The following is a 14,998-nucleotide window of genomic DNA, read 5'->3' as shown; positions in this document are numbered from 1 at the left end:
CCGCTGCGCCACCAGCCGGCTCCGTAACGCTCATACGGCGGATGACCGTATCCGTCGCCAATGGACCTCCGCGTCATCGAGAATCTGGAGACGGAACTGGCTATCGAAATCGAGGGTGAAGACCACACGTTCATGAACGTCCTGAAGGGTGCGCTGCTGGAACTCGACGGCGTCACCGCGGCCACATACGACGTCAACCCCGAACAGTCAGGCGGCCAGACCGAGCCCATCGTCACCATCAAGACCGACGGCAGCATCGACCCCCTCGACGCGCTCGAACAAGGCGCCAGCCGGGTCAGAGACAAGACAGACGCTTTCGAAGAAGCCTTTGAGGCGGCCGCCTGAAGCCGCTCAACAGCTGAGATAGCCGACAAAGACCGTCCCGTCGGGGGCGACATGCACGCTGATTCCTTCCCGCTGTGCGTCGTTGCGTATCGCGCTCCGATACTCTGTCACGTCTAGCATCGCCGTCGCGAGTTCGTCCGCAAGCGCCGACTCGCTGTTGAAGGCGTCCGCATCGACAGCAGTCTCAAAGACGCCAACAGCCGGCTGGCGCTGACACCGGATATCGAACGCGCTCGGGTCGGGGCCGTCGCCGTCGTAGCCGTCGTCGTACCGCTCTGCGACAGTATGGCGCGTGAGATACGTCACGAACGCACCGGTGTCACCGCCATCAAGCGTCCGTGACTGGACGCCCTCGCTGTCGCGTTCGGTCTCGAAGCGGTCGTGGAGGTTCGCCTCAACCTCCGCAAGCGAAAGCGATGCTGTCCGTTCTTCGTCGGCCGGAGCGTCCGGTGGAGCCGGCGGCCCCGAGAGCCCGGGCACTGGGATGACGCCGACCAGCGCGAGGCCGACGATGACGACCACAACGAGCGCTCCAAGCAGATACGGCGCCCCGACCGAGAGGTAGCCGGGCGCTGAGACGTCTTCGTCGACATCAACCGTGACCCGTTGTCGTTCGAGGTTGTGCCCTCCACAGCGGGCACACGGCGGCGAATGCTTGACGTGTTCGCGGCCGCAGTCGGCACACGCCCACACGATTTGTTCGCTCTCGAACGGGTCGTCGTCGGTATCCGCTTCGAAGGATTCGCGACCACACGTCTCACACGTTGCCGGTGGCTCGTCGCTCTCATAGTTCCGTCCGCACCACTCACACCGCCATTGCACGCTTTTCTAAACGGGACCGGACGACGAAAGCGTTCCGTTCGGGGATGTTTGACCGTGACTCAGCCGCGCTTGCGCGGCGGCTACAACCGAACGGGAATCCCCTGCTCGTCGAGAGAGCGTTTCGTTTCTTCGATGCTGTACTCCTCGAAGTGGAAGATAGACGCCGCAAGCGCCGCATCGGCATCGGCATCCTCGAACACTTCGGCCATATGCTCCGGCGACCCACAGCCGGAGGAGGCGATGACCGGCGTCGGAACGTTGTCACAGACCGCCTTCGTCAGCGGGATGTCATAGCCGTCCTTTGTACCGTCGGCGTCGATGGAGTTGACGAACAGCTCGCCGGCCCCGCGGTCGGCGGCCTCACCGGCCCACTCGACGACGTCGGTGCCGGTGCCCTCGCGGCCACCTTTGATTGTACACTCGAACCAACAGGACTCGCCGTCGACCTCGACGTAGTGTTCGCCTGCCTCGTCGAATCGCCGCCGGGCGTCGACGGAGATAACGATACATTGGCTGCCGAACGCCTCCGCACCCTCGCCGATGAGTTCGGGCCGCTGGAGCGCGCCGGTGTTGATAGAAACCTTGTCCGCGCCGGCTCGCAGGGTCTCTTTGATGTCGTCTCGGGTTCGGATGCCACCGCCCACGGTGAGGGGGATGAAACACTCGTCGGCGACCGCTGAGACGGTATCGAGCATCGTCTCTCGGCCCTCCGCCGAGGCGGTAATGTCGAGGAAGACGAACTCGTCGGCACCGGCCTCGTTGTACTTTTTGGCGAGTTCGACCGGGTCGCCGGTGTATTCGAGGTCCTCGAAGTTGACACCGGTGTAGACGGCCGCCTCCCCGTCTTCGTTTAGGTCAACGTCGATGCAGGGGATGATACGTTTGGTGAGCGCCATCTGTTGTGTGGGTGTTGACGGCGTCCGGGTTTCACGGTTTCGGAGGCGTCAGCCAACCCCTCTATCCGACCGCTTCCGGTGGGGACTTGTCCGCCGGACCGCTGACTCCGCCCATGCAGTACATCTGGTATGCGCTTGTCGCCCTCGCCGCCTACGCGCTCGTTGCGCCGCTGACGAAACTCGCTACGCAGGAACTGCCGGCCGACACGGTCGCGATGGTGACCAACGGCATGCTCGTCGTTGCTGCCTTTGGGCTTGTTGTCGCGACTGACCGACCGATACTCTCGGCGCTGACCCACGAACACGCGCCGTATATGTACGCTGCCGGCGTCTGCCTCGCGGTCGGCATTATCGCCTACTACCGGGCGCTTGCGGCCGGGCCGGTCAGCGTCGTGGTTCCTATCTTCGGACTCTTTTTGGTCGCTAGCTCCGTCATCGGCATCCTGTTTCTCGATGAGGCGCTTACCCTCCGGAAGGCGACCGGTATCGTCCTCGCGGTCGTGGCGGTCTTCTTGACGACCTTCGAGGGGTGATTTTTGTCGGTTCCGGTCTAACGCCCCGGTATGGCACTCGAATCAGCGTCGGACGAACTCGATGTCGGCGACCCGGCCCCGGCCTTCGAACTTCCGGGAGTCGATGGCGACCAGCACAGCCTCGATGACTTCGGTGGCTACGACGCGCTGCTGGTCGTTTTCATGTGCAACCACTGCCCATACGTGCAGGCGAAGTTCGAGACGATGAACCGGCTTGCTGACGACTACGACGACCTCGCTGTCGTCGGCATCAATCCCAACGACGCCGACGAGTACCCGGAGGATAGCTTCGAGACGATGGTCGAGTACGCAGACCGCGGTGACATCGACATCACGGCCTACCTCAGAGACGAGCCGCAGTCGACCGCTGAGGCATACGGGGCAGTCTGTACGCCCGACCCCTTCCTGTTTCACAACGACGGCGGGGCGTTCCGACTCGTCTACCACGGGCGCTTCGACGACGCGCTTGCCCCCGACGACGAGCCGTCTGAGGCTCCTGGCTTCGAGATGCGAGCGGCTATTGAGGCTGTCCTGAACGGTGCGGAGCCGGAGCCGGCTCCCGGCCCCTCCCGGGGCTGCTCGATTAAGTGGTTGGAATGACTGTTCCGGACGACCTCGGTGCGTTCGCCGCCGCAATCGGCCCCGAACCGGATGCGGTGCTCGAAGAAATGGACGCCCGCGCCGACGAGACCGGGTTTCCAACGGTCGGTCCTGCTGTCGGCGGCTGGCTCCAGCAACTCGCTGGCCTTGTTGAGGCACGCCGGGTCTTCGAGTTCGGCTCTGGCTTCGGCTACTCGGCGTACTGGTTCGCGCGGGCGCTCTCCGAGGACGGTGAGGTAGTGCTCACCGAAATCGACGCCGAAGAGCTCGACGACGCCCGAGCCTATTTCGAACGGGGCGGGGTCGCCGACCGCGCTACCTTCGAGGTCGGCGACGCAATCGAGATTGTCCGCAAATATGAGGGGCCGTTCGACGTGGTCCTCATCGACAACGAAAAGCGACGCTACGTCGAAGCCTTCGAGGCTGTTGCACCGAAGGTGCCCCCCGGCGGCGTCGTCGTCGCCGATAACATGACCGCCGGTCCGTTCGAGTTCGACGAGATAGCCGACCTCGTCATCGGGAATCGAACCGACGACGGCGGCCCTGCGGGCGGCATCGCAGCGTACCTCGACCATCTTGACGACGCCAGTAGCTTCGAGACGACGCTGCTACCGCTCGGTGAGGGGCTGGCTGTCAGCCGCCGCATCCAGCGGCCTTGAGATTCTTTCAGTTAACACGCTACAACAGTTTGTGCCAAGAATCAAGTTGTGGTTACTCGTAGTGGTGTAGCGTATGCCAGGAGGCACTGACCAGACACTCAGACCGTTCCTGTGGCGCGCGGAAAATCTCTATCCGGACCGGGAAATCGTTTCCCGGACCCATCGCGGTATCGAACGCTACACCTACAGCGAATACGCCGACCGGACGGCCCAGCTCGCCAACGCGCTTGACGAGTACGGTATCGAGGAGGGCGACCGCATCGGTACGTTCTGCTGGAATCACCACCGACACTTCGAGACCTACTTCGGCGTGCCGACTATCGGGGCACAGCTCCACACCATCAATCCGCTGCTGCCCGACGAGCACATCCAGTACATCGTCGACAACGCTGACGACGAACTCATTTTCGTCGACCAGTCGCTTGCGCCGAAGCTGGCGCAGGCGGCCCAAGACGCCCCCGAGTTTGAGGGCGTCGATTTCGTCGTGATGGGCGAATCGGGAACCGACAGCCTCGATGCAACCCCATACGAGGAGTTTGTCGGCGGCCAGCCGACGGAGTACGACTGGCCGGTCCTCGACGAGGACCAGCCCGCCGGCATGTGTTACACCTCGGGGACGACGGGCAACCCCAAGGGCGTCGAATACACCCAGCAGATGCTGTGGAGCCACACGATGGCGTCGCTGACGCCGCAGGGCATCCCGATGGACGACGACGATGTCATTATGCCCGTGGTACCGATGTTCCACGTCAACGCGTGGGGGATGCCCTTTACCGCGACTGCGGCCGGCTCGAAGCACGTCTATCCCGGACCGGAGCCGGACCCCGAAGACCTCGCACAGCTTATCGAAGAGGAGGGCGTCACGATTACGGCCGGCGTCCCGACCGTCTGGCTGGGGCTGATGGACTACGCCGAGGAGAACGACCTTGACCTATCGGCGCTCGATACCGTCATCGTCGGCGGCTCCGCTGCGCCCGAGTCGATGATTCGCTGGTTCGACGACCGCGATGTCGAACTGCTGCACGCGTGGGGCATGACCGAGATGTCGCCCATCGGTTCGGTCTCTCAGCTCAAGTACAACCTCGAAGACGAAGACTACGAAACCCAGCTCGAACACCGGTCCAAGCAGGGACTGCTCGCTCCCGGCCTCGAGATGAAAGTCATCGACGAGGACGGCGAAGAAATCGCTTGGGACGGCGAGGAGTTCGGCGAACTCTGGATTCGTGGCCCATGGGTCACCCAGGAGTACTTCGAGCGGCCTGAGGCCAACGAGGAAGACTTCGAGGACGGGTGGCTGAAGACCGGCGACGTCGTCACCGTCGACGAGGAAGGCTACATCAAAATCGTCGACCGCGCCAAGGACGTCATCAAGTCCGGCGGCGAGTGGATTTCGTCTGTCGAACTCGAAAACGCCATCATGGCCCACGACGATGTCGCGGAGTCGGCTGTCGTCGGCGTCCCCCACGAAAAGTGGCAGGAACGGCCGGTCGCGTTCGTCGTCCCCGGCGAGACGGCCAACACCGAGACGCTGAGCGATGAGGTTATGGACCTCCTTCGCGAGGATTATCCGAAGTGGTGGCTGCCGGACGCTATCGAGTTCATCGACGAGATTCCCAAGACCGCAACCGGGAAGTTCTCCAAGAAGGACATCCGCCAGCAGTACACCGACGAGTCGCTGCTTGAGGGGCAGGTCCCCGACGAGGCCGCGCCCGAAGAGAGCTAAGGCGGTCTACGGCGGTTCCTACAGAACGTAGTCTCTTTTTTGTCGGCTGCGAAAGCATACCACGGCTTGGGTACTCAGTAGATGTGATATAGCATCAGGTAGATGACAATCCCCATCGAGAACGAAATCAACCACAGGGCGGCCGCGATTCGGCCCGCTGTGCGGTGGTTCGTCCGGTAGATTTCTTCGACTGGGCGGGTCCCCGCGACGAGGAGCGCATAGAACACGAACGGGACACAGGCGACCGCCAGCACGATATGGACTGCGAGGAACGGCAGGTAAACGAACGTTCTGACGGTTTCTCCGCCGGGGAACGCACTTGGCCCAACAATGGCGACTCGGTAGAGGTACAGTACGAGAAAGCCGGCGAAAAGCAGGAAGCTGGCGACCATCAGCAGTCGGTGGCGGTCGACGTTTCCGCGCCGAATCTCGTAAACGCCACCGAGAATTGTCCCGATAGCAGCGAGACTAATGACGGCGTTGGCGTGCGGAATCGCGTCGAGAAGCGGCTGCGGCTTCGGCAGCGGGTCGGTCGGGACTGCCTGCAGAGCCGCGCCGAAGACGAGCGTAAGCGAGACAACGGAGAGGACAACGGTGATGCCGAGTACGTGTTCGCGGGTCCACGCGCGTAGCTTCATCACCGCCACCTACCGGAGGCGTCCCGATAGGTGTTTTCTCTGCGGTCGATGCCTCCGTCACCCTGCCTGGCGGCTTAGCTTTCCGAGACCGCGTCCGGCGTCGCCAGCTCCTCGCCCGCGGCGAACTCGTTGTCCATCGTTTTGGGGTCTATCCAGACGACGAAATCCTCCTCGCGCTTGATGAGGCCATAGATGTGCTCCTGTTCGACCGGCGAGTCGTCGACCTCTTCGAGGTCGATATCGGACACCTCCTCGACGCTGTCGACGGCCCACCCGACCGACCGCTCGTCGTCGAAGATTTCGGAATCGAAGATGACGATGCGCTCGCCGAGTTCGCCTTCGATGTCGAGTCCGACTTTCGGGTCGATGATCGAGGTCGTGTTTCCACGGAGGTCGATGACCCCCTCGACGTGCGGCGGGGAGTTCGGAATGGGGGTCAGCTCCCCCATGTCGACGATTTCGGTCACGAAGTCGATGCTCACACAGTAGGTCTCGTCGCCGAGACGAAACTCAAGTACCTGCTTCGTCTCGGTCGTCTGCGGTTGGTCCTCGGACATGGTTCTGAGGTCGGCCCCGTGGTCGCCGTCGCTGGCGGTCGCCGACGGCCACGGCGGCTGACGTTACCGACAGATTAGCGCGCCGCCTACTTAATACTGCGAGCGTTTCACGCGTGGATACTGCCGCGCTCGCCGCCGACGACGGACCGAGAGCGGAAACGCTTTCATAGTGGCTGCTCCACACACTGGTATGGACTGGCCCCACGACCCCGACGGCGAAGAAGGCTCCGAGGGGAAACGGAAGTACGGGCAGGCGATACTCGCAAAGAAACTCGACGAAGAGGGAGACTTCCCGCTTTCGGCCTCCGACTTCGTTGACGAGCACGGTGACGAGCCGGTTCGGCTCAACCACAGCGAGGTCGTAAGCGTCGCCGATATCTTCGAGCACGTCGACCAATCGGAGTTTGACGACATTGTCTCCTTCCACAAGGCGGTCGGCCAAGCGATGCGGAACGCCGACATGTGGGAAGTCGACGTCGAGAAACACGCGTAGCCCGCGGTTTCCGTCTCGTTTTTGTGATGCACGTTCGGGGATGATAAGACAAATATCTACCCCGACCGGAGTATGGCATGTGACGAACACACAGGTAACGCTCGTTCAGATAGACAACTACGGTCCGTGGACTGTCACCCCCGAACCGCGCCGCGAAGTCGACTTACAGACCCTGCAATCGCGGCTCTACGCCGACCTCTCTCAGCTTATCGGCAACCGGATGGGCTATGTTTTCTTTACCCGTTTCGACAATATGGTGGCGGTTACGAACGGCCTCGATGCCGACGCTCACGCGCTGATTCAGGAATCCGTTGGCAACCGGTACCCCGTGACGGTGAGCCTGAGCATCGGCGTTGATTCGTCGCCAGCCGCGGCGCTCGGCACCGCGACCGACCAGCTACAGGATGCCGGCAGCGCACAGGACAAGGGCCGCACTGAAATCCTTCGTGGCGACCCGATTCAGCCGTCCGAGCGGACCGACACCGACGTACAAATCGCTCATTTCGATGTCAACGATGCGACGGGCAAGTATACAGACCAGCTCAACGAGTTCGACTCGTTTATCAACATCGAACAGGGCTACGCCGAGTTGATGCGGTATATGCGCCACGAGAACGACTCGCTGTCGTTCTTCGTCGGCGGCGACAATATCATCGCAGTCTGTGACGGTATCGACGAGGCAGCATATCTCGACGCCATCGAGCACGTCAACGAAACCGTCGGCGTCGAGCTGAAAGTCGGTGTCGGCCTCGACCGAACCGCTCAGGCCGCCGGGATGGCAGCAAAGCATGCGCTTGAGACGTGTCGTGAGGAAAACACCGACGTCGAGTTCGCCCGGTAGTACGGTAGCCGCCACGAACATTGCGGCCGGTACTTTTGTGGCTGTGGATACCTTTATACAGGGGGCCTTGTTATGATTCTCCAGTATGACACGTCACATCAACCGACGCAACGTATTGAAAGCCGCCGGCGCAGCGAGCATGGTCGCGCTGGCTGGCTGTAACGGCAACGGGAACGGGAACGGAAACGGGGATGGTGTCGCTCAGACGCCCGACTCGGTGATGGTTGTCGGCTTCCCACAGTCCGGCATCCAGTTGTTCCGCGACTACTACGGCGAGTTCGCCGACGACTACGATGTTGACATCATCGTTCCGGATGGGCTCATCGACAGCGACCTCCCGGGCGATGTCGACAACGACATGGACAACGTCATCGGCACCGAGCCGGCGGCTGACGGTCCGGGAGCGGACTTTTTCGCCGACAGCTACGAGGACGAATACGGCGAGGCACCGAGCGTGTTCACCAGCCACGCCTACGACGCCATGGCCGTTTCGGTACTGGCTGCGGTTGCGGCCGGCGAAAACGACGGCGAGGCCATCCGGGACCGAATGGCGACCGTTGCCAACCCCAACGGCGAGGAGTTCGGCCCGGCTGAACTTCCCGAAGCCGTCGAGACGGTCGCAGCCGGCGACTCGATCAACTACCAGGGCGCGTCCTCCAGCGTTGACTTCGACGAAAACGGCGACATCGTCTCTGCGGCCTACGATATCGTCGATTTCCAAGGCGGGCAACTCGAAGTCGTCGACAGCCTCGAACTTGAGGCCGGCGAAATCGGTGATGTCACTGCCGAGGACCCGGTTGGTGTCGATGAGTTCGAGGCGATGGTCGGCGTGTTGATGCCCGAGACCGGAGACCTCGGGCCGCTCGGTGGCCCGATTCGTGACGGTGCCCTGCTGGCTGCCACACAAATCAACGATGCCGACCTCAACGTGTCTGTTGACACGTCCGTCGAGGATACACAGACCGACCCAACGGCGGCTATCTCCAGCGCGGAGTCGCTCGTCAACGCCGGCTACCCGGCGGTCGTCGGCCCGGCCGGTTCCGACCAGAACTTCCCTGTCTCCACGGAGGTCTACGTACCCAACTCCGTGGTCGGCATCTCGCCGGCTTCGACGGCTCCTGGCGTCACCGAGCTTGATGACGACGGCTACATCTTCCGAACAGCACCCTCCGACGCCCTGCAGGGTCCGGTGATGGCGGAGGTCGTCATGGACCGACTCGGCCACGACAACACGGCGACGCTGTATCTCAACGACGAGTACGGGCAGGCGCTCGAAGCAAGCTACGTCAACGGCTTTGAGGACCTCGGCGGTGAGGTCTTCCAGCAGGTCTCCTTCGAGCCGGAACAGCCGTCCTACTCCAGCCAGTGGGCTGAAGTCCTCGACACGTAACGCGTCACAAAATCCGTTTTTGCTTTTTTACCCGCCGAGGAAGTCCTGTCTGACTTGGTCGTCCGCCAGCAGCGCGTCGCCGCTGTCCATGTAGCGGTTCTGCCCGTCAACAAGCACGTATCCGCGGTCACAGCGCCGCAGCGCCTCCTTGGCGTTCTGCTCGACCATCAGAATGGCTGTTCCGGCGTCGTTGATGCGGTCGATGCGGTCGAACATGTCCTCAACGAGGTCGGGGGCCAGCCCCGCCGACGGCTCGTCAAGTAACAGCAGGTCGGGGTCGAGCATCAGCGCCCGCCCCATCGCGACCATCTGCCGCTGGCCGCCGGAGAGTGTTCCGGCCTTCTGGTGCTTTCGCTCTTCGAGTATCGGGAACCGGTCGTAGATGGTGTCGATGCGGTCCTGTGGGACCGAGTCGCCAAGCACGCGATGTAGCGGTACCCATCGGCACAGCGACTCCAGCGACGACTGCGAGAGCTGCCCGGCCGTTCGGGGATACTGCTCGGCGAGGTCGGCGGGTGTTGCTTCGAGGATGTACGCACCCATCTCGAGGTTTTCCCGGACCGTCAGCCCGCCGAAGACGTTGTCGGTCTGTGGAACGAACCCGATGCCGGTCCGAATGATGCGCTCCGGCGAGTGGTCCTGTATCTCTTCGTCGTCGAAGGTGACGGTCCCGCCCATGTGCGTTGTCAGGCCGAAAACGGATTTCATCACCGTCGACTTGCCGGCCCCGTTCGGGCCGACAATCGTGACGTATTCGCCGTCGTCGACATCGAGGTCGACATCACTCAGAATCTGCAGGTCGCCGTAGCCGGCATCCAGCGAGCGAATTTCGAGGATGCTCTCGCCTTCGGTCGTCATCGTCTCCGTGCCGACGGTCGCGTCGTCGCTCATATGTCCTCCCCCAAGTAGGCCTCGATTACCTGGTCGTTGTCTCGGATGTCCTCTGCTGTCCCCTCAGCGAGGACCTGTCCTTGGTGCATGACGATGATGTGCTCGCAGTTGTTCATGATAACGTCCATATCGTGTTCGACGAGCAGGAAGGTCTGGCCCTGCTCTCGGAGCTCGTGGATGCGGTCGAGAATTTTCTCTTCGAGCGTCGGATTGACACCGGCGAGCGGTTCGTCGAGCAGCACCATCTCGGGGTCGGTCATCAGCGCCCGTGCCATCTCCAGCAGCTTCCGTTGGCCGCCCGAAAGCCCACCAGCGTACTCGTGGGCAAGATGGTCGATCTCGAAGAACTCCAGCGTCTCCCAGGCCCGCTTTCGGACGTCCTTTTCCTCCGCGATGACGCCGCGTCGCGCGCCGGGGGTCACCGACCGCCAAATGGCCTCGCCACGCTGGTTTTTCGGCGCGAGCATGAGGTTTTCGAGGACGGTCATCTCTTCGAGCTCTCTGGCTATCTGGAACGTCCTGACGAGGCCTTTTTGAGCGATCTCGTACGGTTCGAGGCCGGTAATCTCCTCGTCTTTGAAGTGGATGTGCCCACTCGTCGCCTTGTGGACGCCGGTGATGCAGTTGAACGTCGTCGATTTGCCGGCCCCGTTCGGACCGATGAGGCCGGTCAGTGTCCCCTCCTCAACCTGGAAACTGGCACCGTCCACAGCGGTGATACCGCCGAACTCTTTTTTGAGGTTGTTGACCCGAAGCGGCAGTCCCGGCGGCGTCTCTTGGGCGGCCTGTTCTGTCGGTGAGTCTTCGACTTCGCCGAGTTCTTCCGGCGGGGCTGCAGTCGGTGCGTCACTCATTGTCGTCACCCCCCGTCTCGGGGCGTTCTGAGAGGTCAACCGCCGATGCTGTTTCGACACGGTGGCCAAGGAGGCCGTCCGGGCGTCGGTGCATGATGAAAATCAGTACGAGGCCGAGCAACACGAACTGCAGCGCCGCAATCTCGTCCGTTGCGTAGGCGATAAACGGCGTGAAATCGAGCGAGCTGAACGGTGCGACCGCTTCAGCGAAGTTCTCCGGCGTGTCGACATCAGCCGCGATACGGTCTCTGACGAACCCTCCAGCGCGACGTGGCCCCTCGAAGAGGAAGCTGGCAAAGACGATGCCGCCAAGCACGCTGCCGGTGTTGGAGCCGGCCCCGCCGACGATGACGGCGATGAAGATGTAGAAGGTGTACAGCGGCGAGTACGTCATCGCCTGTGGGTTGGCCGCCCCCTCGGCTCCGTACCAGAGGATGCCGCCAAGCCCCATCAGCGCACAGCCGATGACAAACACCTTGATTTTCGCCATTCGGATATCCTTGCCGAGGGAGCTGGCGACCACCTCGTCTTCTCTGATGGCTTTTAGAATCCGGCCAAACGGTGAGCGGCCGAGCCGCTCCAAGAAGAGATAGACGGCGATGAGCACCACCGCCAGCGCCAGGATGTACGTCCAGTCGACGACCGCCGACTGGCTGATGCCGAGGTCGTCTGTGACCCCGAACACGGCCGTCCCAAGCGCCGTCGGGTCGCCGGCATCGGTGAAATAGAGCCCCCGTATCGGCGTCTGTGGGCTGACCGTGAAGGTCAGGCTCGTCGCGCTGCCGGTACCGGCACCGACGTTCTCGATGAGCCACTCGTTGAAGTCACCGGACGCGATGGTCAGTCGGACGATTTCGGAAAGCCCCAGCGTGACGATGGCGAGATAGTCGGCCCGAAGCCGAAGCGCCGGCAGGGCGGTGAGCAAGCCGAGGATAGCCGCTACGGCGACACCGGCGAGGATGCCGACCCACAGCGGCAGCCCCAGACCGGGTGCGCCGAAGGCCGGGTCCGGCGGCCGGGTCAGCATCGCCATCGTGTAGACGCCGACCATCATGAACGCGACGACACCGATGTTGAACAGGCCGGTGTAACCCCAGTGGAGATTCAGCGCCAGCGCGACGAGCGCAAAGGAAAGCGAGAGGAACGTCACTCGGGCCAGCGTCGAGACAATGCTTCCGAGCCCTTGGTCGAGAACCGACAGCGCAAACAGCACGTAGACAAGTCCAAGCGTCAACAGGACCAACAGCAGGTCCCGCTCTTCGAGCGCACCGCCGATTCGTCCGAGCAGTGAGTCGCTCATGCTGTTGACACCCCCTTGAACAGCCCTTCAGGCCGGAGCAGCAACACGAGTATCATAATCGCGTAGGCGGCGACGTAGTTGAAGTCGCTGCCGACCCATATCGGCGACAGCTGGAAGACGAGACCGATGACGAGCCCGCCCGCGATGGCTCCGTATATCGAGCCGATGCCACCGAGGATAACCGCAGCGAAGATGAGCAGCAACAGCAGCCAGCCCCGGTCGAACTGCAGCGTCTGAATCAGGATGTAGAGGAAGCCACTCGCGCCGGCCAGCCCGCCGCCGATGAGCCACGTCCACGTTATCGTTCGCTCGGTCGGGATGCCAGTCACGAGCGCGAGGTCCTTGTTGTCGGACATGGCCCGCATCGCCGTCCCGAGTTTCGTCTGCTGGAGCAGGTAGTGCGTTCCGATGATGAGCCCGACGCCGACGACGACGATGGTTGCGAGGTGGGTGTCGATGGACGCAACGCCCAGTTCGAGCGTCCGTTCGCTGGAGGTGACCGGTCGGGTGCCGGGACCGTAGATGAACTGGATGCCGTAGCGGAGCACGAGCGCCACACCGATAGAGACGATGAGCAGGGAGATGCCGCTCCGGTCTCGCATCGGCTTGTAGACAACACGGTCGATGGCGAGCGCGAGCAGCGCCGTAATCACTGCCGCTGCCACGAGCCCGCCGAGGATGGCCCACGGTGACAGCAGGACGCTCGCGCCCAGTTCAGTAAAGCCGACGCCGGGGCGGCGGACGAGAAGCAGCGTTCCGATTCCGTACTCGGGGTCGGTCGCGACGATGCCCCAGCCCAAAATCAGATACGCGACGCCCCAGCCACTGAAAGCGCCCACGGTGATGAGGTCACCGTGCGAGAAGTTCGCGAAGTTCAGAATGCTGTACGTCATCGACAGGCCGATGCCGGCAAGTCCGATGATGACGCCGATGACGATGCCCTGTGTGAGACCGCTGGTAAAGCGGCCAACAGAGAGCCGGCCGCCTATCGGCCCGAGCTGTACGCCGGCCAGCTTCGCGACGAGGTCGACAGCGAGCAGGACACCGAACAGTCCAACGAGGGCGGTGCCCGGTCGCTCCCGTATCGAAGCGGCCAGCGTTGAGTTAGCTACGTCCATGGATACGATTCACTGGGTAGGTTCGCGGTCCGGACCATAAATAATGCTTTGTTAGTACGCTCCTTGCGGGCCGTCGATGCTGTCGCGGGCAGCCCCACGACAGCGAACGGAAAGGTCTTTGCTCGGCCCGCCGGGAGTCCCGGGCATGATACGGACGCTGGACGACCTCGAAGCCGACGGGACGGCGCTCGGGGTCCGCATCGACATCAACAGTCCGCTTTCGTCGGACGGGCTGGCTGACGACGCCCGGCTGCGGGCCCACGTCGACACCGTAGAGGAACTATGTCGGCGTGACGCTCGTGTCGCCCTCTTAGCACACCAGGGTCGGCCGGGGGGCGACGAGTTCTCCGACCTCGAACGACACGCCGAACGCCTCGATGAACTGCTCGATGCGCCGGTCGAGTACTGCGATTCGACGTTCTCCGCGGAAGCACGAACCCGCATCGACGAGCTCGACCCCGGACGAGCGGTGCTGCTCGAGAACACGCGCTTTTACTCCGAGGAGTACATGTCCTTCGAGCCGTCGGCGGCTGCCGAGACGTATCTCGTGTCCCGGCTCGCGCCGGCCTTGGACGCCTACGTCAACGACGCCTTCGCGACTGCCCACCGGAGCCAGCCGTCGGTCGTCGGCTTTCCGGAACGATTGCCCGCATACGCCGGGCGCGTAATGGAACGGGAACTCGATGTCCTCGGCAACATCGAGTCCAGTCCGGAGCCCCGCGTCTACGTGCTCGGCGGCGCGAAGGTCGACGACTCGATAGCAGTCGCCCGCTCGGTCCTCGAACGCGGCCTCGCTGATTCCGTTCTCACCGCCGGCATCGTCGGCAACGCCTTCTTGCTCGCCGACGGCGTCTCGCTTGGTGCCGCATCCGCGGCTGTCGTCAACGAGCGCAGCCACGAGGCCGTCAAGCAGGCCGGCGACCTGCTCGATGACTTCAGCCACCGTATCTACATGCCGCGCGACGTGGCCGTCGAAAACGACGCCGGCGAGCGCGTCGAGCACGACCTCGAGGACCTGCCGGCGTCGACGCCCGCGATGGACATCGGCGCTCGAACCGTCGCCGCCTACGCCAATATCCTCGATGACGCCGGAACGGCCATCCTGAACGGCCCCGCCGGGGTCTTCGAGGACGACCGCTTCGAAACCGGGACGCTCGAACTCTACAAATCCGCGACCCGCGCCGAACAGAGTATCGTCGGCGGTGGGGATACGGCCTCCGCGCTCCGGAAGCTCGGTATTCTTGAGGACTTCGACCACGTCTCGACGGGCGGCGGTGCGGCGCTGAACATGCTGACCGGCGAGACGCTTGTCGGTGTTGAGGCGCTCAGGGAGTAATT

Annotated in this window: 17 protein-coding genes; 9 read left to right on the top strand and 8 right to left on the bottom strand. The window is 63.0% G+C overall.

The annotated features are described in order from the left end of the window. Nucleotides 1-60: 60 nt before the first annotated feature. Nucleotides 61-345 carry a DNA-directed RNA polymerase subunit L gene (locus NP_RS10290; protein WP_011323788.1) on the top strand — a complete coding sequence of 95 codons (285 nt, stop codon included), beginning with the start codon at nucleotides 61-63 and terminating at the stop codon, nucleotides 343-345. 6 nt (nucleotides 346-351) lie between these two features. Here the strand turns inward: NP_RS10290 and NP_RS10285 are convergent, their stop codons facing one another. Both NP_RS10285 and hisF read right to left on the bottom strand, forming a co-directional pair. Beyond that, entirely contained in the window at nucleotides 352-1,167 is an 816-nt protein-coding gene (locus tag NP_RS10285) for a J domain-containing protein (protein ID WP_011323787.1), read from the bottom strand. Between the two features lie 80 nt (nucleotides 1,168-1,247). Continuing rightward, nucleotides 1,248-2,063 carry an imidazole glycerol phosphate synthase subunit HisF gene (hisF, locus tag NP_RS10280; RefSeq protein ID WP_011323786.1) on the bottom strand — a complete coding sequence of 272 codons (816 nt, stop codon included), beginning with the start codon at nucleotides 2,061-2,063 and terminating at the stop codon, nucleotides 1,248-1,250. A gap of 113 nt (nucleotides 2,064-2,176) precedes the next feature. Between hisF and NP_RS10275 the strand changes: the two genes are divergently transcribed. The 4 genes from NP_RS10275 to NP_RS10260 all read left to right on the top strand — a co-directional run bounded on the left by NP_RS10275 (nucleotide 2,177) and on the right by NP_RS10260 (nucleotide 5,578). After that, complete coding sequence (locus NP_RS10275; RefSeq protein WP_011323785.1) at nucleotides 2,177-2,596, top strand: EamA family transporter; 420 nt, start codon at nucleotides 2,177-2,179, stop codon at nucleotides 2,594-2,596. Between the two features lie 30 nt (nucleotides 2,597-2,626). Further along, nucleotides 2,627-3,196, top strand: a complete 570-nt coding sequence (locus NP_RS10270; RefSeq protein WP_011323784.1) for a thioredoxin family protein — start codon at nucleotides 2,627-2,629, stop codon at nucleotides 3,194-3,196. Further along, on the top strand, nucleotides 3,193-3,855 hold the full coding sequence (locus NP_RS10265) for an O-methyltransferase (protein WP_011323783.1): 663 nt from the start codon (nucleotides 3,193-3,195) through the stop codon (nucleotides 3,853-3,855). Before NP_RS10270 ends, NP_RS10265 begins: the two co-directional genes overlap by 4 nt. A 73-nt stretch (nucleotides 3,856-3,928) precedes the next feature. Beyond that, nucleotides 3,929-5,578: a long-chain fatty acid--CoA ligase gene (locus tag NP_RS10260; protein ID WP_011323782.1), complete on the top strand. Its 1,650-nt coding sequence runs from the start codon at nucleotides 3,929-3,931 to the stop codon at nucleotides 5,576-5,578. 74 nt (nucleotides 5,579-5,652) lie between these two features. Here NP_RS10260 and NP_RS10255 read toward each other — a convergent pair whose 3' ends face one another. Together NP_RS10255 and NP_RS10250 are read right to left on the bottom strand one after the other, a co-directional pair. Beyond that, nucleotides 5,653-6,216, bottom strand: a complete 564-nt coding sequence (locus tag NP_RS10255; RefSeq protein WP_011323781.1) for a DUF420 domain-containing protein — start codon at nucleotides 6,214-6,216, stop codon at nucleotides 5,653-5,655. A gap of 74 nt (nucleotides 6,217-6,290) precedes the next feature. After that, entirely contained in the window at nucleotides 6,291-6,773 is a 483-nt protein-coding gene (locus NP_RS10250; RefSeq protein WP_011323780.1) for a chemotaxis protein CheW, read from the bottom strand. A gap of 190 nt (nucleotides 6,774-6,963) precedes the next feature. Here NP_RS10250 and NP_RS10245 point away from each other — a divergent pair, with 190 nt between their 5' ends. The 3 genes from NP_RS10245 (at nucleotide 6,964) to NP_RS10235 (ending at nucleotide 9,497) form a co-directional block, all read left to right on the top strand. Continuing rightward, the gene (locus tag NP_RS10245) at nucleotides 6,964-7,266 is read left to right on the top strand and encodes a DUF5785 family protein (RefSeq protein ID WP_011323779.1); all 303 of its coding nucleotides are present in this window, start codon (nucleotides 6,964-6,966) and stop codon (nucleotides 7,264-7,266) included. A 79-nt stretch (nucleotides 7,267-7,345) separates the two neighbouring features. Continuing rightward, nucleotides 7,346-8,107, top strand: a complete 762-nt coding sequence (locus tag NP_RS10240) for a GTP cyclohydrolase III (protein ID WP_011323778.1) — start codon at nucleotides 7,346-7,348, stop codon at nucleotides 8,105-8,107. An 85-nt stretch (nucleotides 8,108-8,192) separates the two neighbouring features. Further along, a complete protein-coding gene (locus NP_RS10235; protein ID WP_011323777.1) occupies nucleotides 8,193-9,497 on the top strand; it encodes a substrate-binding domain-containing protein in 1,305 nt (434 codons plus the stop codon). Between the two features lie 27 nt (nucleotides 9,498-9,524). Here NP_RS10235 and NP_RS10230 read toward each other — a convergent pair whose 3' ends face one another. From NP_RS10230 to NP_RS10215, 4 genes are read right to left on the bottom strand one after another with little or no spacing between them, the layout of a single operon-like run. After that, nucleotides 9,525-10,388, bottom strand: a complete 864-nt coding sequence (locus NP_RS10230) for an ABC transporter ATP-binding protein (RefSeq protein ID WP_011323776.1) — start codon at nucleotides 10,386-10,388, stop codon at nucleotides 9,525-9,527. Continuing rightward, nucleotides 10,385-11,242 (bottom strand): ABC transporter ATP-binding protein, encoded by an 858-nt coding sequence (locus NP_RS10225; protein ID WP_011323775.1) that lies wholly within the window; start codon nucleotides 11,240-11,242, stop codon nucleotides 10,385-10,387. The genes NP_RS10230 and NP_RS10225 overlap by 4 nt, the downstream gene beginning before the upstream one ends. Next, entirely contained in the window at nucleotides 11,235-12,542 is a 1,308-nt protein-coding gene (locus NP_RS10220) for a branched-chain amino acid ABC transporter permease (protein WP_011323774.1), read from the bottom strand. Before NP_RS10220 ends, NP_RS10225 begins: the two co-directional genes overlap by 8 nt. Next, nucleotides 12,539-13,660 carry a branched-chain amino acid ABC transporter permease gene (locus NP_RS10215; protein WP_011323773.1) on the bottom strand — a complete coding sequence of 374 codons (1,122 nt, stop codon included), beginning with the start codon at nucleotides 13,658-13,660 and terminating at the stop codon, nucleotides 12,539-12,541. Before NP_RS10215 ends, NP_RS10220 begins: the two co-directional genes overlap by 4 nt. Before the next feature lie 145 nt (nucleotides 13,661-13,805). Here NP_RS10215 and NP_RS10210 point away from each other — a divergent pair, with 145 nt between their 5' ends. Next, entirely contained in the window at nucleotides 13,806-14,996 is a 1,191-nt protein-coding gene (locus NP_RS10210; protein WP_011323772.1) for a phosphoglycerate kinase, read from the top strand. The last annotated feature ends 2 nt before the right edge of the window (nucleotides 14,997-14,998 follow it).

The sequence above is a fragment of the Natronomonas pharaonis DSM 2160 genome, from assembly GCF_000026045.1.
Taxonomy (GTDB): domain Archaea; phylum Halobacteriota; class Halobacteria; order Halobacteriales; family Haloarculaceae; genus Natronomonas; species Natronomonas pharaonis.
This window is presented reverse-complemented; position numbering and strand designations above follow the sequence as displayed.